General features: G+C 42.0%; 19 protein-coding genes and 2 pseudogenes. 8 read left to right on the top strand and 13 right to left on the bottom strand.

Annotated features, from left to right (window positions below; genetic code table 11):
• Positions 1 to 51 precede the first annotated feature (51 nt).
• The 3 genes from ACLFKQ_RS16940 to ACLFKQ_RS16930 all read left to right on the top strand — a co-directional run bounded on the left by ACLFKQ_RS16940 (position 52) and on the right by ACLFKQ_RS16930 (position 3137).
• Entirely contained in the window at positions 52 to 792 is a 741-nt protein-coding gene (locus ACLFKQ_RS16940) for a cytochrome c biogenesis protein CcdA (RefSeq protein WP_449000938.1), read from the top strand.
• A gap of 36 nt (positions 793 to 828) precedes the next feature.
• Positions 829 to 2205 (top strand): cytochrome c biogenesis protein, encoded by a 1377-nt coding sequence (locus ACLFKQ_RS16935; RefSeq protein ID WP_449000937.1) that lies wholly within the window; start codon positions 829 to 831, stop codon positions 2203 to 2205.
• A 104-nt stretch (positions 2206 to 2309) separates the two neighbouring features.
• Positions 2310 to 3137: an EI24 domain-containing protein gene (locus ACLFKQ_RS16930; RefSeq protein ID WP_449000936.1), complete on the top strand. Its 828-nt coding sequence runs from the start codon at positions 2310 to 2312 to the stop codon at positions 3135 to 3137.
• 78 nt (positions 3138 to 3215) lie between these two features.
• On the opposite strand, the gene ACLFKQ_RS16925 is transcribed toward ACLFKQ_RS16930, so the two are convergent.
• Complete coding sequence (locus tag ACLFKQ_RS16925; protein WP_449000935.1) at positions 3216 to 3356, bottom strand: photosystem I reaction center subunit VIII; 141 nt, start codon at positions 3354 to 3356, stop codon at positions 3216 to 3218.
• A gap of 174 nt (positions 3357 to 3530) precedes the next feature.
• On the opposite strand from ACLFKQ_RS16925, the gene ACLFKQ_RS16920 reads away from it, so the two are divergent.
• A complete protein-coding gene (locus tag ACLFKQ_RS16920; RefSeq protein ID WP_449000934.1) occupies positions 3531 to 4016 on the top strand; it encodes a photosystem I reaction center subunit XI in 486 nt (161 codons plus the stop codon).
• 177 nt (positions 4017 to 4193) lie between these two features.
• Positions 4194 to 4916 carry a photosystem II repair protein Psb32 gene (psb32, locus tag ACLFKQ_RS16915; RefSeq protein ID WP_449000933.1) on the top strand — a complete coding sequence of 241 codons (723 nt, stop codon included), beginning with the start codon at positions 4194 to 4196 and terminating at the stop codon, positions 4914 to 4916.
• On the opposite strand, the gene ACLFKQ_RS16910 is transcribed toward psb32, so the two are convergent.
• The 3 genes from ACLFKQ_RS16910 to ACLFKQ_RS16900 form a co-directional block, all read right to left on the bottom strand.
• On the bottom strand, positions 4913 to 5305 hold the full coding sequence (locus ACLFKQ_RS16910; RefSeq protein WP_449000932.1) for a DUF4346 domain-containing protein: 393 nt from the start codon (positions 5303 to 5305) through the stop codon (positions 4913 to 4915). The genes psb32 and ACLFKQ_RS16910 overlap by 4 nt on opposite strands.
• A 70-nt stretch (positions 5306 to 5375) precedes the next feature.
• Entirely contained in the window at positions 5376 to 5564 is a 189-nt protein-coding gene (locus ACLFKQ_RS16905) for a CPXCG motif-containing cysteine-rich protein (protein ID WP_449000931.1), read from the bottom strand.
• Positions 5565 to 5575: 11 nt separating this feature from the next.
• Complete coding sequence (locus ACLFKQ_RS16900; RefSeq protein ID WP_449000930.1) at positions 5576 to 6163, bottom strand: antibiotic biosynthesis monooxygenase; 588 nt, start codon at positions 6161 to 6163, stop codon at positions 5576 to 5578.
• 155 nt (positions 6164 to 6318) lie between these two features.
• Here ACLFKQ_RS16900 and ACLFKQ_RS16895 point away from each other — a divergent pair, with 155 nt between their 5' ends.
• The gene (locus ACLFKQ_RS16895; protein ID WP_449000929.1) at positions 6319 to 6678 is read left to right on the top strand and encodes a hypothetical protein; all 360 of its coding nucleotides are present in this window, start codon (positions 6319 to 6321) and stop codon (positions 6676 to 6678) included.
• 6 nt (positions 6679 to 6684) lie between these two features.
• On the opposite strand, the gene ACLFKQ_RS16890 is transcribed toward ACLFKQ_RS16895, so the two are convergent.
• The 3 genes from ACLFKQ_RS16890 to ACLFKQ_RS16880 all read right to left on the bottom strand — a co-directional run bounded on the left by ACLFKQ_RS16890 (position 6685) and on the right by ACLFKQ_RS16880 (position 9299).
• On the bottom strand, positions 6685 to 7878 hold the full coding sequence (locus ACLFKQ_RS16890; protein ID WP_449000928.1) for an MFS transporter: 1194 nt from the start codon (positions 7876 to 7878) through the stop codon (positions 6685 to 6687).
• A 59-nt stretch (positions 7879 to 7937) separates the two neighbouring features.
• Positions 7938 to 8309 carry a TSUP family transporter gene (locus ACLFKQ_RS16885; RefSeq protein ID WP_449000927.1) on the bottom strand — a complete coding sequence of 124 codons (372 nt, stop codon included), beginning with the start codon at positions 8307 to 8309 and terminating at the stop codon, positions 7938 to 7940.
• A gap of 579 nt (positions 8310 to 8888) precedes the next feature.
• Entirely contained in the window at positions 8889 to 9299 is a 411-nt protein-coding gene (locus ACLFKQ_RS16880; RefSeq protein ID WP_449000926.1) for a rhodanese-like domain-containing protein, read from the bottom strand.
• A 418-nt stretch (positions 9300 to 9717) separates the two neighbouring features.
• On the opposite strand from ACLFKQ_RS16880, the pseudogene ACLFKQ_RS16875 reads away from it, so the two are divergent.
• Positions 9718 to 10590 (top strand): annotated as a pseudogene (locus tag ACLFKQ_RS16875) (SDR family oxidoreductase).
• Between the two features lie 62 nt (positions 10591 to 10652).
• Positions 10653 to 11519 carry an SDR family oxidoreductase gene (locus ACLFKQ_RS16870; RefSeq protein WP_449000925.1) on the top strand — a complete coding sequence of 289 codons (867 nt, stop codon included), beginning with the start codon at positions 10653 to 10655 and terminating at the stop codon, positions 11517 to 11519.
• Positions 11520 to 11742: 223 nt separating this feature from the next.
• Here ACLFKQ_RS16870 and ACLFKQ_RS16865 read toward each other — a convergent pair.
• From ACLFKQ_RS16865 to tal, 6 genes and pseudogenes are all read right to left on the bottom strand, one after another.
• Positions 11743 to 13091, bottom strand: a pseudogene (locus ACLFKQ_RS16865) (erythromycin esterase family protein).
• A gap of 63 nt (positions 13092 to 13154) precedes the next feature.
• Positions 13155 to 13814, bottom strand: coding sequence for a phosphoribosyltransferase (locus tag ACLFKQ_RS16860; RefSeq protein WP_449000924.1), 660 nt, complete (start codon positions 13812 to 13814; stop codon positions 13155 to 13157).
• Between the two features lie 17 nt (positions 13815 to 13831).
• On the bottom strand, positions 13832 to 14239 hold the full coding sequence (locus tag ACLFKQ_RS16855; RefSeq protein ID WP_449000923.1) for a DUF2267 domain-containing protein: 408 nt from the start codon (positions 14237 to 14239) through the stop codon (positions 13832 to 13834).
• A 231-nt stretch (positions 14240 to 14470) separates the two neighbouring features.
• Positions 14471 to 14704 carry a hypothetical protein gene (locus ACLFKQ_RS16850; RefSeq protein WP_449000922.1) on the bottom strand — a complete coding sequence of 78 codons (234 nt, stop codon included), beginning with the start codon at positions 14702 to 14704 and terminating at the stop codon, positions 14471 to 14473.
• A gap of 301 nt (positions 14705 to 15005) precedes the next feature.
• Positions 15006 to 15134 (bottom strand): hypothetical protein, encoded by a 129-nt coding sequence (locus tag ACLFKQ_RS16845; protein WP_449000921.1) that lies wholly within the window; start codon positions 15132 to 15134, stop codon positions 15006 to 15008.
• 414 nt (positions 15135 to 15548) lie between these two features.
• Positions 15549 to 16700, bottom strand: a complete 1152-nt coding sequence (tal, locus tag ACLFKQ_RS16840; protein ID WP_449000920.1) for a transaldolase — start codon at positions 16698 to 16700, stop codon at positions 15549 to 15551.
• Positions 16701 to 16797 lie beyond the last annotated feature (97 nt).

Genomic DNA, 16797 nt, shown 5'->3' with positions numbered 1-16797 from the left:
ATTTTGTTAAAATTCAAGAGCGATAAGCTTTTAAAGATCGTAACTTTATTAATGCTGGAATTTTTACAAACTCAATTTTATTTACTAGAAAGATTTGCCGATCGCCTGGTTTCGACTCAGCTAGACCATCTCAGCCTAGTTAGTCTGGGGATCGTTCTGCTGGCGGGACTGTTGACTAGCCTTACTCCCTGTATGCTTTCAATGTTGCCGATTACAGTTGGTTATATTGGGGGTTACGAATCTCAGGGAAAATTACAGGCTGCGGCGCAGTCTAGTTGGTTTGCCTTGGGGTTGGCAACTACCCTGGCAATGTTAGGTATTATCGCTACTTCTCTGGGTAAAGTTTACGGACAAATTGGTAGTGGCTTACCAATTATCGTCAGTTTGGTAGCAATCGTCATGGGACTGAATTTACTGGAAATCTTACCCTTACGCTTTCCTTCTTTAGGTGCAACCGACTGGATCGCCCAAGATTTGCCCAGTGGAGTTCGTTCTTATTTACTCGGTTTGACTTTTGGCTTGGTAGCTTCTCCCTGTAGTACCCCAGTTTTGGCAACTATACTTGCCTGGGTAGCTTCTACCAAAGATTTAGTAGTAGGTGGAGGATTATTGATTGCCTATGCTGTTGGCTATGTCGCACCATTAGTCTTAGCAGGAACTTTTACAGCTTCGATAAAAAAAATTTTAGAATTGCGGCGTTGGTCTGGCTGGATTAATCCGGTAAGTGGTGCTTTACTTCTAGGTTTTGGTATTTTCTCGTTGTTGACTCGCGTTAGCGCGATCGCTTTGTAAATAAAATAATTTCGTTTAACATCGTTATTTTAATTAATGTCGGATTCAACTTCTATTGGACAATCTCGTTCGATTTTCCGTCGTTCCCTGGCTATAATTGCCGATTTGCGTTTGGCAATTGTCATGCTATTAGTTATCGCCGTATTGAGTATTGCCGGTACGGTTATCGAACAAGGAGAATCTTTAGCTTTTTATCAGCAAAATTATCCCGAATCCCCTGCTTTATATGGCTTTTTAACCTGGAAAGTCATTCTATCCTGGGGCTTAAACCACGTTTATAGTACTTGGTGGTATTTATCTTTATTGGTGCTGTTTGGCAGTAGTTTGACCGCTTGTACTTTTACCCGACAGCTACCAGCCCTCAAAGCCGCCCGCAAATGGAAGCACTATCAACAACCCCGTCAGTTTGAAAAATTAGCCTTGAGTACGGAATTAGATTCTGGTTCTCTTAAAGGTTTAATTCCCCTATTAGAGCAAAATAACTATCGGGTTTTTCAGCAAGATAATGCCGTCTACGCCCGTAAAGGTCTAATCGGACGCATCGGACCGATTATCGTTCATGCAGGGATGCTAATCGTTCTTCTCGGCGGAATTTGGGGCATATTCACCGGATTTTTCGCCCAAGAAATGGTTCCCAGTGGTAGTAGTTTTCAGGTCAAGAATATTATCGAGGCAGGACCTTTAGCCAGCGCCCAAATACCTACAGACTGGGGGATAAAAGTCAATCGCTTTTGGATTGACTACACCGAAGACGGAGCGATCGATCAGTTTTATTCCGACCTTTCTGTAATTAGCGATCGCGGTGAAGAATTAAAACGCCAGACGATCTATGTCAATCAACCGCTGCGTTATGATGGGGTAACTTTCTATCAAACTAATTGGGCGATCGCTGCAGTCAGAGTACAGTTAAACAACAGCCCCATATTCGAGTTGCCGATGGCTAAGTTAGACACCCTCGGAGGCGGTAATATTTGGGGAACCTGGCTACCCATCAAACCAGATCTCAGTCAAGGAGTTTTCTTATTAGCTAAAGATTTACAGGGAACTGTTTTAGTTTACGATCGCGCTGGCAAATTAGTTAACGCAGTCCGCAGCGGTCAGGGTATCGCCGTTGACGATATTAATCTCAAACTAATTGAGGTGGTTGGCAGTACGGGGTTACAAATTAAAGCCGATCCTGGGGTTCCTATCGTTTATACGGGCTTCGGTTTGTTGATGGTAGGAGTAATCATGAGTTATTTTTCTCACTCGCAGATTTGGGCATTGGAAACCGAAGATAAATTCTATTTTGGTGGTAAAACTAATCGCGCTCAGGTTACTTTTGAAAGAGAAATTATGAATATTATCGAACGGCTAGAAGCATCATCTCCCGTCAGCGATTCGGTTGCCGAAAAAAATAAATCGCCAGTTTAATAGTACTAGGCACTAGGCACTAGGCATTAGGCACTAGAAAGTATATTTTCCTCTGCTTTCTATCAATCGCAATATTTAAATTAAATACTTGACAGCTTAGTTCTATGGGGAAGATTGTCAGACAAATTTTAGGTGGTTTTGGTACCTTAGCAGGGGCGAGTTATCCTCTCAAAGCATTACTCGCTTTCAAACGAAACCCTCGGTTGTGGCAATACGTAGCAGTACCAATTTTTGTTAATTTTATTATCGCGATCGCACTATATAGTGGATTGCTTTTTTTCGGCTGGCAAGTTGTCGATGAACTAAAACTGGATTTGGCTTCCTGGCTAGATAGATTAATTGTCGACTTACCTCAATGGCTAAGTTTTTTACAGTATGCCATTTCAGGATTGGTTTTTTTATTTCGCCTAATTTTAATCGTTATCTTATTAATTGCTACGGGATTTGTACTGACACAATTTGGAGTTTTACTAGGGGCACCTTGGTATGGTCAACTATCAGAGCAACTAGAAAAAATTCGTATTGGTAAAGTAGAAATTATTGAAATAAATATTTTTAGCGATTTGGCTAGGGCAATTTTATACGAACTCAAAAAATTAGTTTTAATTGCCATAGTAGCCATTCCCTTAATTTTATTAGGTTTCTTTCCCGGTATAGGTACTTTAATTTCTACGATTATTTCTTTTATTTTAACTGTTACTATCGTTTGCCTCGATTTTCTCGATTCTCCATTAGAAAGAAGAAGACTCCGCTTTCGCCATAAATTAGCCATTGTCGGGCAAAGCCTTCCGGCAAGTGGGACTTTTGGACTGGTTTGTTTGGGTTTGATTAGTATTCCTTTAGTTAACTTGGTAACGATTCCTCTCTGTGTCGCTTCGGGAACTTTGTTTATTTGCGATCGCGTCTTACCTAAATTACCAAAAAATCAATAAAAAAATGCCCTACCTTATTTGGTAGAGCTAACTAGAACGAAAACTATTTATCGTTAAAAATGCCAATGTTTGCTATATTCAGGCTTTATTTTCAAGATCTTCAATGTCTTCATTTTCAATGTATATAAATAACAAAGCCATAGCAATTCCGGCACTGACTAAGCCGACTAAAGGAACCAGAGCTACAGGGAGCCAAGCTGCTGCGTAATCACCAATCATATTTTACTTTACCTATTTTGTATTAAAACGTTCACAACATGGATATTACTGCGAACCTCGTCTAATTTCGCCAGTTATAAAGATTCTTAACAAAAATGGGACTGAAACCAAGTTAAAGTGGTGCTATTTCAAGGATTTGTAAAATACTATATTATCCAAGGAGAAATCAATTTTATGGACGAATATACTGCAATTCAACCCGCTAGCGATCCTCAAATAGGAAATTTAGCCACTCCTTTAAATTCATCTGATTTTAGCAAAGCTTTCATCCGCAATCTTCCTGCTTACCGTTCGGGGATATCCTCATTTCGCCGGGGATTAGAGGTGGGAATGGCTCACGGGTACATAGTCTATGGACCTTTTCTAGTATTAGGTCCACTACGGGATACGGCAAGTGCTGATATTGCTGCTTTGCTATCTTCTCTAGGTTTGGTCACAATTTTGACTGTGTGTTTATCTCTATATGCCTATGCAATGGGCGGTAAACCCGTTGCTACCATAACTACTCCCGAAGTTCCCGAAGGTTTAAAAACTAGAGAAGGCTGGAGTGAATTTGCTAGCGGCTTCTTTGTCGGTGGTGTTGGCGGTGCGTTTTTTGCCTATTTTTTGTTGTCTACGGCATATATTGGAGACATTAGAGAGCTAATTCCAGGTTTTTAATTAGTTTGGTTGTTATTCCAAACAGCTGAGTTAGAAAGCGTCAGTCGTTCGAACTGAATTTTGGAATAGATTCTAAGTCCAGAGGAAACTCTGGGCTTTATTATTTAATTAAGATAATTAATACAGAAATTTTAGAAAATCTTTGACTATCGTTAAGCAAGATTTACGTTCTTCAAAATGACACAAGATCTCATGTTAATCATCAAACAGGCTTCTGCTATGCTAAAAGCTCTAACCAAATGGCTATTATTGCTGGTATTTGCTGTTTTCTCTATGGCAACGCCAGTTTGGGCTACTGGAATTTATGACTTACCCAATCCTAATACTGACGATGTTTGGGTTGTAGATACTGCAGATGCAATTAGCTTCTCTAATGAAAGCAAGTTGTCCAATACTTTCAAACAGTTAGCTCAAGATACGGGTCAGCAAGTCAGAATGGTGGCAATCCGTCGTTTAGACTATGGAGAAACAGTAGATAGTCTGGCTGATGAAATATTTTCTACTTGGTACCAAGAACCAGAAAAGCGCGCCAATCAGACTCTGCTGCTGGTAGATACTTTGACTAACAACGTAGCAATTCGGACGGGAGAGTCGGCTAAAGAACTAGTTAACCAAGAAATAGCTGACAGCATCGTCAATGATACTGTAGGTTACAATCTCAGAACGGGTAACAAATACAATCAAGCTTTTCTCGACTCCAGCGATCGCCTAGTAGCGGTACTATCGGGACAGGAAGACCCAGGACCTCCAGAAATAGTCGATAATATTCAAGTTGCAGGTACCTTTACCAAAGCTGAAGATACCGAGCGAGGTAGCGCGACACTTTGGATTGTTGGCTTTTTGGTCTTAGCAACGATTATCCCGATGGCTACCTACTACTGGTACGTTAGTGGTAGTTAATCTTGAATATACTCTTCGTCGTTAATTAAGGCATACTCAGCCCTGGCAAATTCCCGACCTAAATAAGCAGCATGATCTAACTTAGTGATGGGACAGGGTTGGGGTTCTTCAATAACTTTGACGCAAAGTTCTTTAGCAGTTCTGCCCGTATATAATTTTGTCGCCTGACGCTCGACCTTTTGACCTCTAGCGGCAATTACTTTGCCCGTGTCTGGGTCTACTGCCAATCCCTTAGCATTGATAACATTAGTGTAGTGTTTGGCACAGATTAATCCTGCTTGGCGGTCTAAATAAATAATATAGTATCCTCCCGGATCTAGCGCGATCGCTCGTTTGGAAAGTCGGTCGTCTATAGCTTTGAGTTCCTGAGTATCGATCTTAGTTGTCATTTAAAATCCGCTTTTTGATAAATACATCAATACTTATGATAGTAGGTTGAGACGATGTATATTCAGTGGTTTACTGTTCGTAGTCGCTATCAATTTCCACATCGAGAGTATCTTCATCGATGCGTACGTATAAAATATTAGGGCGACAACAAACCTGACAGTCTTCGGTATATGACTGCTGCATTCCCCCACTAAGATCGACAAAGGTAGTATTGGGTTCGCCACAAAACGCGCAGATATATTCAGAGGTTGTTTGCATTGGTAAGTATTTTATCGATTGTAATGATGATGGCGCGATCGCTTTTTCGGATAGAGCCAACGAGCAAAAATTTTGGTCATTCTGGGCATGACTACATAAGTCATGAGGAGAACGATAATTGCCGTGAGCGTCAAACTGGCGATTAATGGGGGAAAAGATTGAACCAGTGGCGCTAATAGTAAATTGACTATTTGAATTAGAGGAAAAATCGCCAGTAGAGTAATTGCAGCCATTTTGTAGCGTGGCGGAGGAATAATTGGTCTGGGAGAGGGTAAGGTAAACCAAGTTTCTAAACCCGTAATTACTTTAACTGTAGGTCTTGCCAAACGCAGACTCTCAGCGCGAGCCAGCCACTGACGACGACATTCTGACTCTTGCCAAGCGCGAAGATTACTAGCGCGATCGAATTTAAAAATAATCTTATATTCGTTATCTTCCGGAGTGCTCGGACGAAAAATATTGGTGCCTAAATGTCCCTCAAACGTCATCGCTGCCGCCGTAATACCCGAAATAAACTTCTCAAACGCTGCTTCGCATCCAGGCTTGACCCGTCGTGAAATAACTACAGTAACTGGCGGATCTTCTTGCTGTTCGTTCATAAGATGAATATGTCTAATATGTCAAAAAATGGCGGTTTTTTCCAGAGCGAAAATCCAGATAGAAATGGCGTAAAACCCCTATAACATTGGGAATCAAGCCAGTTTTATAATAAAGATAATTCATTCAAAGATCGAGCTTCAATTTTTAACTCTACATGAAAATACAGTCATCAGTAATCGTACCTCTAGGTTTTGGTAAATACGTGCGTTCAGATCGCGTTACCGCCCTAGTGCCTATAGAAGCAGAAAGAGGACCTGGAAAACGAACCTTCGTTCATTTAGAAGGAGAAACTAACCCTTTGGTAGCATCCCGTTCGGAAGCGACAATTCTGCGCGACTTGGTGCAAGAACCGAAAGAAATTACTCAATCTCGCCAGCAACAAGAAATTTTGCAGGATTTACTCAGCGATCTGACTCAGGTAAACGAAACGGTTCGCCGTATCAGCCGCGACCAGGGTGGTTTGGATTTAGATCGTCTAGAACAACGTATCCGTCAGGTTATTGAAGAAGAATAACTTCAGCTACTTGATTAGTTGGAGTTTTACTAGTTGCCACCAACAGCAGCTACCTGCTAGTAAAATTAAACAGCCGGCTACTGCTAATGCTACGGATAGGGAATAAGCTGACGCGATCGCCCCAATAACGACACCGACAATGGCAAAACTCAAGCTAAAGGTAAAACTATTGAGAGACAGAACTGTCGCCCGCACTGAAGAGACTGTTTGCCGATTAATTACGTCCACCATTAGCGGTGCAACCGAACCTCTTACTATATACACGGTAGCAATAAAAATCGTCCCCCAATAGGTGCGGGTAATTGACAGTAACATATAAGAACCAGCGAGCAGTAAGATTAAACTAAATAAAGCCCTGCTCATTCCTAATGTCTGCTTTAGTCTAGCTGCGCCGATCGAAGCCAAACTCATCAACAGATGGAATACTGCCCAAACTATGCCAAAAGCCCTAACGGGCAAGTCGATTCGTTCTAAATAGGCTTGGGATAGCCAAACCATTAAAAAGCTGGCTGTAGAAAAAGTAGCACTCAACAAAATCAACCATCTAAGCGAGGGACGTTTTAAAGTTTCTACAATAATATTTTTTAAGGCGAGCGCTTGTCGGGGTTTGGCAGTAGGCTCGTGACGCTCTGGTTCGATAAGAGTTATTGCTAAGAGAAAGTAAACTATCAGACAGGCAGTCTGTAGAAAAAAAGGATAAGCAAGATTGTGTTTTGCGATCGCCGCACCGATTAAGCCAGATATAGCTTCGCTAATTCCTGCAACCGCTGCCAATCTTCCTGCAAAGACGGGATAGAAGTCTTCTCGGTTTAACTGCATTAAGGATTCATAAGCTATAGCAGTATCCGCGCCACTAATTAAACTTGCAGCTATTCCTGCTAAAATTTCTGCCAGCGCAAACCAGTAAAACGAGTCGCAAAACCCATAAATTAGCCAGCCCACAACCCAAACTCCACTGCCGGCTACCAAACAGGCTTTTCGTCCAAAAATGTCGGCTATATAACCCGACGGAACTTCTAATACTAAAACCGAGAGAGAAAGTATGGTTTTCAGCAGTAAAATCTGTTCGATATCTAGTCCGTGACTTTGATAGAACAGAACGATAGTGGGAATGGGAAACCAGGCAAAAGCTAATCCTTTGAGAATGTAAAGTTTATTGAAATTAGATTTTAAAAAGTTAATCTTGGTATTGGGTTGCACTTAAATTGGAATCGAAGGATGACAAAAAGAGGAAACGATCGAAAATAGAAAGAAAAAAATTAACCACTACTTCCAGAACTAAAAATCATTTTTAGAGAAATTAATAGCAGTGCTATGCCAAAAATTTTTTCTAACAGGTCACTTGGCAAACCTACTGCTAATTTAGCTCCTAATAAACCACCCAAAACAAAACCCAAACAGATTAAACCTGCTACTTTAAAATTTACATACCCCTGTTGATAATAAGTCCAAGCGGCTAAAATTCCAATTGGTGGTACTAACAAACTTAAAGTCGTTCCCTGAGCTTCTTGCTGAGAAAATTTAAATAAGAAGATTAAAGAAGGAACGATAATTACTCCACCGCCAATACCAATTAGTCCGCTTAAAACTCCAGCAAATATTCCTAGAAGTATGTAGAGAAAACCAATCATAGATAAAATATTTACCAGGCTATATTATTTTCAGGGTAAACGCACGAAAGAAAAAAATTAAAATAAGCTAGGATTTGCAGAAGGAAGTTATTATCTAATCCAGCTTGATAAGGCTTCATTAAATTACCGCTAGTAAAGATATCGCGATGATGTCTACAAGTTTATGGGCTGTTTTTCCTGTTACTCTCGTATCTGTAAGAGCTCCCAAGCATTGCTCTATCGACTCTTTTAATGATTCGCTGCTCAGTGTAGATGACATTTTGCTTAAATGTCTTTATTTTCGCATTTTTTATCTCTCTGGTTTCATGCGATTACCCTGATTTTTTACCTATGGTGATTAATAGTTTAAATACAAAAGATTTAAAAACCTTCTAACAAGTGATTTATTATTTATGTTAATATTTATAGGGTTTTGATAATAGCTGGATATTTCTGACTGGCGTCCGAACGAAAAAAAATAAAAATAAAAACACAAAAGGAGCGAGTCTTCAAAAGTTAGGCTTTTTTACACTTGCTCCCATATTGCTAGCAAAATATTTAATTTAGCGCAGTTCCGATAATCAAGTATCGGAAAAAATTTTAAACATCTCTGTCGGTGCCTTCTGTAGGTCCGCCAATGGCTTTCCAACCAGCTAGACCGCCTTGCAGTTGAGATACTCTTTTAAAGCCTGCTTCTCTTAGTTGTTGAGCTGCTTCTGCAGTTTTTTCGTCAGTTTCTCCGTAAACGTAGATGGCACGATTGGGTGCCAGACTATCGGTAATTCTCTGAGAAGTATTCTCGGAGAATATCGGCATTGCACCCATAATTCGCTCTAGTAAATAGGCTTCGCGATCGCGAACGTCAATAATAGTTAGAGCGGGTTCGCCCCAATCCAAACGCTCTTTGAGTTCTTGAGCGCTAGCAACTGTATGTTGTTCTGGAGGACTGGGAACTACTTCTTTGATCTTGTCTTTAGCTTCCGAAATGGTTTTAGCTTCTGCTTCTGACATAATTTTAAAATTTTTTCTTTCATGACTTATTAAAAATATATAATAGCAATTTTGTTTATTACGCCTCCTACCATCGAAGGATAAATAAAAAATATCTAACTATAGCTATAAAATTGCGGGAACAAAGGCACGCTTCGTACGAGGTTTACTTTTTACCGAACGATAAATAATCCTACGATCTCAATATCAATCGAGCAAATCATTCTCAAGACTCATTTAAAAGTATCGGTTATTTTTTATTCTAAAAATTAATCGTACAGTCGAACGAAAGGTACGACTAGCAAGCGATAAAGATCTACAATTCTCAATCGCTCGCCGCAAGTCTCCGAGCGAAAATATTAATTTAGTTCGCCGAGGGTTTTGACGATGTCATTGTCATTGCCAGAGACTCAATGCTTGAAAACTAAGAACTGACCTCATGCCTACAAAAGAACGCCGTCCAACTCCCAATGATATTCCTCCACAGAAGCAGGACTATCCAGCTTCCCAAAGGGATATGACACCCCAGCCAGACAGCAATCTATCAAATTATCAACCTGCTGAAAAATTGCAAGGCAAGGTAGCCTTTATTACTGGTGGCGACTCGGGTATCGGTCGCGCCGTAGCCATCGCCTATGCTTTAGAAGGAGCAGAAGTAGCGATTTTTTATGACCAAAACGATACTGATGCCAAAGATACCAAAAAAATGGTCAAAGAAATAGGCAATAAGGACTGCCAGATCCTTAAAGGAGACGTGCGTAACTACGAAGATTGTCAACAGGCGATCGCTTCAGTAGTAGAACGTTTTGGCAAGCTCAATATTTTGGTTAATAATGCTGCTTAGCAGATGACGCAAAAGAAATTTGAAGACATTTCTCTCGAACAGTTTCGACGCACGATGGAAACTAATGTCTTTGGATACTTTTACATGGTCAAAGCTGCCTTGCCCCATCTGCAAGCAGGAGACGTAATTATCAACACTGGTAGCGTCGTCGGCAAAATGGGTAAAGCTATGTTAATCGATTATGCCACTTCCAAAGGAGCAGTCCATACCTTTACCAAGTCTCTGGCATTAAATTTAGGCGATCGCCAAATTCGGGTTAATTCGGTAGTGCCAGGACCCGTTTGGACTCCCAATATTCCCGCAACTATGCCCGTCGAAAAGGTAGATAACTACGATACTGATGGCATTATCAAACGCGCCGCCCAACCAGAAGAACTAGCTCCCGCCTATGTTTTCTTGGCTAGTTCCGACAGCAGCTTTGTGACTGGCGCACTTTATGACGTAACTGGCGGTCAACTGTCAGCTTGATTTCATAGCAAATTGATTGACTTTTAACTTCTAGCATTCAGACAATTAACGAGGATACTTGTATGACTATTACTCCAGACAAAATTCCCCCTCAAAGTCAAGAACGAAAGCCAGGTCTCGAGTCAGAAATGACTCCCAAGCCAATTTACGATCGCGATAGCTATAAGGGTAGTGAAAAACTTAAAGGCAAAGTCGCTCTGATTACGGGAGGCGATAGCGGTATCGGTCGCGCTACAGCAGTATTGTATGCTAAAGAAGGGGCAAATGTGGCTATTTCTTATTTAGACGAACGGGGAGATGCTCAAAAGACTAAAGAACTAGTCGAAGCTCAAGGACAAAAATGTTTGTTACTGCCTGGCGATATTAGTAACGAGCAATTTTGCCTAGAAGTCGTCCAAAAGACCGTAGATGAACTGGGCAGGCTCGATGTTTTAGTCAACAATGCTGCCGAACAGTATTTAGAAGATGCGATGACGCTTGAAGATATCGACTCAGCTCGTTTGGGTAGCGTTTTTAGCACTAATATCTTTTCGATGTTTTATCTGTGCAAAGCGGCTATTCCTCACCTTAAAGAAGGTAGTTCGATTATTAACACTACTTCAATTAATGCCTATAAGGGGAATGCAGGACTACTGAGCTATTCGACCACTAAAGGTGCAATTTTGGCATTTACCCGTTCTCTATCCCAGTCTTTAGTAGAAAAAGGCATTCGCGTCAACGGAGTTGCTCCCGGTCCAATTTGGACTCCTTTTATCCCCGATGCGATGGATGCTGAAATGGTTGAAGGCTTTGGCAAACAAGTACCGATGAAACGTCCCGGACAACCGGTAGAAGTGGCTACGGCTTTCGTCTTTTTAGCGTCTGAAGATTCGTCTTATTTTACAGGACAAGTTCTTCATCCCAACGGTGGTGCAGTTGTTGGTGCTTAGATGGACTAACACTATTTTTTTTTTTAATCTTGTCAATTGGTGCACCCCCACAACTAATTGCCAAATAGCTTGGACTCCACAGATGTTCTTTGTGGGGTCTTATATAGTTTTATTTTATTTTTAGTTAATACAGATGATTAGTAGGGAGATGGGGAGATAAAGGAAATAAGGAGAAATTATCTGTCTCATGTAATTTCTAAATTGATATTAATTCTAACTCAGTCTAGATTCCCGAAGGGAAAGTCTCGGGTGCTTCACCTGTTTCCCACTGAGGTGTGCGTTCCAGTGGCTCTAGTGCCCGGGTTCGATCGAAATGAAGTACGGCATCGAACTGCTCGGGCAACCGCGCCTGAAAGTAATGGCTAATGCGCTCTGTCTCGGGACGATAGATCGCGCTGATCGCTCTTTCTAACCGAGGCGGCTTACCTAAACCGGCTACAGCGGAATTTTCGGCTCGTAAATTCAACAAAAAGCGCGACAAATCCGTATCGTGAAACAGTGCTTCATAACTTTCTGGTAGTGCCGGTCGAACTCGCTTACGCTCGGCTGACGCGCCCCAATTTGAGGCAGCAGTAACCGTTCCCTGGTAGGTGGTCGAGCCAATTAAAATGGCATCGCCCTGGTAACGCTGGCGCACTAACTGACCCAGATTTAGTTCTCCTGCCGCACCCATATCCGTAGCTCGTGCATCTCCCAAGTGAGAATTATGTTCCCAAACGACAACCTTGGAAGTTTGTCCTTGTCGGTCGAAGTGAGTGACAAGACGATCTAAAGTTTCAGCCATATGGCGATCGCGCAAGTTCCAAGAGGAAACTCGACCGCGAAACATAGTGCGATAGTATTGCTCAGCATTTTTAACAGTCGCGCATTCTGTTCGGCATAGAAAAACTCATCTTCTGGCACGCGACCATCTCGTTGGGCATATTCTGCGGCACGACGCTGCAGTTCTACAAGTTGACTGACTACTTCCTCCTCACAGGGTTCGCTCAGTCCAAAGCTGGTAGCATAGCCGTAAGATTGAGTATCGTCGCCAAAATGATCGAAACAGGAATAACGGTGACGAGCGCGTTTAGCTGCCTCTGGATCGACGCGATCGAGATAGTCTAGAACTGCTTGGATCGAGTTATACAGGCTATAAAGATCGAGTCCGTAAAAGCCTACTTTAGATTCGTTTTTCTCTAAAGAATCATTGTATACCCGCAGCCAACCGATAAAATCGAGCACGTCGGCATTGCGCCACATCCAAGTAGGAAACCGTTGAAAGTCAGCCAGAGCGTCGATACTTTCAGCGTTATCGCTAGCACCACGAACGTAACGGTTGATGCGGTAGGCATCCGGCCAATCGGCTTCTACGGCAACGGCAGTAAAGCCTTTTTCTCGAATTAACCGTTTGGTAATTTCAGCCCGCTCGCGATAAAATTCGTGAGTTCCGTGGGAGGCTTCGCCGATAAGGACGAAACGAGCATCGCCAATCATTTCTATCAAAGGATCGTAGTCGGTAGACTCACCTTTAAGACGATGTGCATTTTGACGCACGAGATCTACTAGTTGAGTAGTTGTTTTCAGTGCCATGGTTTCAATTATTTTCGCTACGGCTTCATTTGTATGTATGGGGGATAAGCTTAACTCACTTATTTATCGCGCAGTCAAAGTTTCTCGATTACCAGCCCGTTGGAGTAAGTCTCGCACTTCGGCATCGGTGGTTTGGGAAAACTTCTTATACCAAAGACCAACTGCATAAAATGGTCTTGGCGTTTCGGCACAAATAATTTCATCCACCTCAACTTTAGTTTCATCGCAGGTTTCGGGGGCAGATACTGGTACGGCAGCAATGATTTGTTTGGGGTGCAGCTTTCTGATGGCTACGGCAGCAACGTGCATGGTAGCACCAGTCGCCAAACCGTCATCGACTAAAACTATCGTGCGTTCCCGCAAATCTAAAGGAGGGCGATCGCCTCTGTAAGTATACTCGCGACGCTCCAACTCTCGCTGTTCTTGAGCGGCGACCCTGGCGATTGTTTCTTCAGAGATATGCAGGGTTTCTACTATTTCTCGGTTGAGAATGCGAATGCCACCACTGGCGATCGCACCCATAGCTAATTCTTTTTGTCCGGGAACACCTAGCTTGCGTACCAAAAAAACATCTAGCGGTACATTGAGGCTTTTCGCAACTTCATAAGCTACGGGAACGCCACCACGAGGCAACCCCAATACCAGCACATCTTGACGGTTGGCATAGGCTTTTAATTTCTCAGCTAGCCTTTGTCCTGCTTCAGTTCGGTCTTGAAATAACATTTTTCTACTCGCTCGTTTTAACGATTAACTTTCATTTTTCCTTCACTTCCCGCCTCAAATAGGGTTAGATAATCCTGAGGCAATTGAGAGCGCATATCCTCAACTTTACCCTGACTGACGGCTTCTTGTAATACTTCGATAACCACACGGCTTTGAAAGACGGCATCTGGCAGATCTATCTCCGCTCGTTGGCTGACTCGCCTAAAGAATTCATCAATAGAGAAAGGTTCGCCTACTCCCGACCAAGCATGATCTAAATAGCCAGCAATACCTTTGGGAAGTTGGGCGGCAGCATCTGCTGGTTCATTTCCCAAAAGTCTTTCGGCTAAGGTTTCTAGAACGGCACGAGTCGCTACTTCTGCTTCTCCCCGGGAAGGCAATTTAGCACGGTGTTGAACCTGTCCGATAAACTCATCGTGTTTCATTTGGTATCCTCCTTACTTTTTTGCTTACTTATTGGCAATATCTTTTAAGGTTGAGTTCTCTCTAAACGCCGGTTGTAGAGTGTTCGCGTCCTAGTAGAGTTTTAAAACTTTATCAATATTGAAATGGAATTGCCGAGCGATGGTGGCTCGCTTTAGCAATAGGAAAGTGACACTATATAATATATTTTTATTTTTTTCTTTCGCAACAGACAGATAATTGCAGACAGAATATTAGGCGCGATCGCGCAGACTCTCCTTACCTGCTTTATTGGCACAGTGAGCGCAACAGTAGAAAGCATTATCTGCTTCTACACCGTGACCGATAATTTTGCAGCCACAGTGACTACAGGTAGGGGCAAGAGCATAAATCGCACACTCAAAACTATCAAAAATATGAGTTTGTTTCCCCATGGTTACCTCAAAGGTTTTATCGTATTCATTGCCGCATACTTCGCACTGTGGCATTTTACTTGCTCCTTGCTACTGCTCGTTTTTAACTAACAATGAAAAAGAAAGAGCGATTTCTAGGGGTTGTCTTGTTGAGCAGGGGACAGGTTCTGAGGTTTCCCTAGAACTTACGTGCTTTTCAGTTGAATAGAACACAACCGAGCGACTTTTTTCTTTTGCTTCCTGACTCCTGACTCCTGCCTAATACCAAGATGTAGTCTACCCAAACGAAAACTGCTGTAACTTTCCCGTGTCTCCTCAAGAGTTTGCTTCTAAGGCGCAGTAATTAGTGACTACGCCTTTAGAGTGTTCGAAGTTATCACTGACTGATTCTTTGCGCCATCAATTGTTTCGCCCGCTCTGCTTGCTGGCAGTTTTGCTCTTTGACCTGTTGAAAGAAATCAGTCAGTTCGCGATCACCAGAATTATCGGCATCTTGAATGTACATATCTCAAACGGCGGCACTTTGTAGCGAGTGATAGATTACACTAATCAAATCGTACTGTTCGTTAGTCGTTCCCGTGTCGCAATTTCTTTTCATTTGTTGAACCATGTCGTCCTCCTTTGCTTAAAGCTAAATATTGATGTTTGCAGTTATTGAAAGTAAAGTACTCTGTCATCATGCGATCGAACTTGCCTCGAGTCGATCGCAGATATTTCGTGGTTTTATTACCTAGCTAGTCACCCCAAAATCGAGCCAATCGCAAATATGTCATTAAAGCAAAAATACGGTCTCGATTCTCAAGCAACTTGAGTTCCATCTTTGGTTTTCTTACCTATCAATAGCCTATCGATTCTCTATCGAGCTATTCGTCATTCGGAAGATAGAAACCCTGTCATAGTTTACTTTTCGCAATAAACACTACACTGGGGATAGCTGTTTTACTTTATCTTCTAAAGATTGCATCAGAGAATCAAAAGGACGAGCGAACTTATCAATTCCTTCTTCGAGGAGTTCGTACATTACTTGGTCTAAGTCGATGTCAATATCTGGCTCTTTAAGACTCTCGAGCAACTTATAGGCTTCTTCAACCCGGATTTCGATGCGATTGGCAGCAGGATTGCAGTGGTCGGCACAGGCTTGGATAGTACCCGGTGGCATCGTGTTTACCGTATTAGGAGCGACCAATTCATTAACATACATTACATCGCTATATTTGGGATTTTTGGTGCTAGTACTCGCCCAGAGAAGTCGTTGTACATTTGCCCCTTTCTCGGCTAAAGCTTTCCAGCGCTCGCTATTGAGAATTTCTTTATGTTTTTGATAGGCTACTTTAGCATTGGCAATTGCTACTTTCCCCTTAATTTGCTCGATACGCGCTTCTTCACTTAAATTTTCCGTACCAGAGCTTTTGAGCTTCTCATCGAGGCGATCGTCAATTTTAGTGTCGATGCGGCTCAAGAAGAAACTGGCAACGGAGGCAATCTTGTCGATTGCTTGGTTTTTAGCCACGCGATCTTCTAAACCGCGAATATATGCCCAGGCTGCATTTTCATAGCTTTCAACCGAAAACAAGAGGGTAATGTTAACATTGATTCCCTGAGCGATTACCCGTTCTACGGCAGGAAATCCTTCGGGTGTGCCAGGAATTTTAATCATTACATTATCGCGATCGATGGCTCGATAAAATCTTAGTGCCTCTTCTACCGTACCTTGGGTATCTCTAGCTAAGTGAGGTGAAACTTCAATACTGACATAACCATCGAGTCCTTCGGTTCGATCGTAGATCTCGCGAAGACGATCGCAAGCATTACGAATATCTTCAAAAATTAGCGATTCATAGATCTCTGAGACTGACTTACCAGCTTTAATGCCTGCTTCGATATCGGCATCGTAAATTTGATTGCCAGCGATCGCTTTTTCAAAAATAGTCGGATTGGAGGTAATGCCTCTCAGTCCATATTTTTCGATCGTTTCATCTAATTCGCCAGACTCAATCAGACTGCGATTGAGATTATCCATCCAAATACTTTGTCCGAAATTTTCGATTTCAAAAAGTGGATTGTTAGTCATGATTTTTTTACCTCCTGATTTGGTAAAGTTTATTTATGTTTTTTTATGTAGTAGGGTCAGTTGCTAGTCCAGTAAATTTTTTCTTCAACAACTTTTC

This window comes from Myxosarcina sp. GI1(2024) (assembly GCF_053543375.1).
The sequence above is the reverse complement of the archived record's forward strand: the minus strand, read 5'-3'. Positions and strand labels throughout refer to the sequence as shown.

Coding starts and splice junctions, on each gene's coding strand:
- ACLFKQ_RS16940 (WP_449000938.1), top strand. CDS start 52: ATGCTGGAATTTTTACAAACTCAATTTTATTTACTAGAAAGATTTGCC.
- ACLFKQ_RS16935 (WP_449000937.1), top strand. CDS start 829: ATGTCGGATTCAACTTCTATTGGACAATCTCGTTCGATTTTCCGTCGT.
- ACLFKQ_RS16930 (WP_449000936.1), top strand. CDS start 2,310: ATGGGGAAGATTGTCAGACAAATTTTAGGTGGTTTTGGTACCTTAGCA.
- ACLFKQ_RS16925 (WP_449000935.1), bottom strand. CDS start 3,356: ATGATTGGTGATTACGCAGCAGCTTGGCTCCCTGTAGCTCTGGTTCCT.
- ACLFKQ_RS16920 (WP_449000934.1), top strand. CDS start 3,531: ATGGACGAATATACTGCAATTCAACCCGCTAGCGATCCTCAAATAGGA.
- psb32 (WP_449000933.1), top strand. CDS start 4,194: ATGACACAAGATCTCATGTTAATCATCAAACAGGCTTCTGCTATGCTA.
- ACLFKQ_RS16910 (WP_449000932.1), bottom strand. CDS start 5,305: ATGACAACTAAGATCGATACTCAGGAACTCAAAGCTATAGACGACCGA.
- ACLFKQ_RS16905 (WP_449000931.1), bottom strand. CDS start 5,564: ATGCAAACAACCTCTGAATATATCTGCGCGTTTTGTGGCGAACCCAAT.
- ACLFKQ_RS16900 (WP_449000930.1), bottom strand. CDS start 6,163: ATGAACGAACAGCAAGAAGATCCGCCAGTTACTGTAGTTATTTCACGA.
- ACLFKQ_RS16895 (WP_449000929.1), top strand. CDS start 6,319: ATGAAAATACAGTCATCAGTAATCGTACCTCTAGGTTTTGGTAAATAC.
- ACLFKQ_RS16885 (WP_449000927.1), bottom strand. CDS start 8,309: ATGATTGGTTTTCTCTACATACTTCTAGGAATATTTGCTGGAGTTTTA.
- ACLFKQ_RS16880 (WP_449000926.1), bottom strand. CDS start 9,299: ATGTCAGAAGCAGAAGCTAAAACCATTTCGGAAGCTAAAGACAAGATC.
- ACLFKQ_RS16870 (WP_449000925.1), top strand. CDS start 10,653: ATGACTATTACTCCAGACAAAATTCCCCCTCAAAGTCAAGAACGAAAG.
- ACLFKQ_RS16860 (WP_449000924.1), bottom strand. CDS start 13,814: ATGTTATTTCAAGACCGAACTGAAGCAGGACAAAGGCTAGCTGAGAAA.
- ACLFKQ_RS16855 (WP_449000923.1), bottom strand. CDS start 14,239: ATGAAACACGATGAGTTTATCGGACAGGTTCAACACCGTGCTAAATTG.
- ACLFKQ_RS16850 (WP_449000922.1), bottom strand. CDS start 14,704: ATGCCACAGTGCGAAGTATGCGGCAATGAATACGATAAAACCTTTGAG.
- ACLFKQ_RS16845 (WP_449000921.1), bottom strand. CDS start 15,134: ATGTACATTCAAGATGCCGATAATTCTGGTGATCGCGAACTGACTGAT.
- tal (WP_449000920.1), bottom strand. CDS start 16,700: ATGACTAACAATCCACTTTTTGAAATCGAAAATTTCGGACAAAGTATT.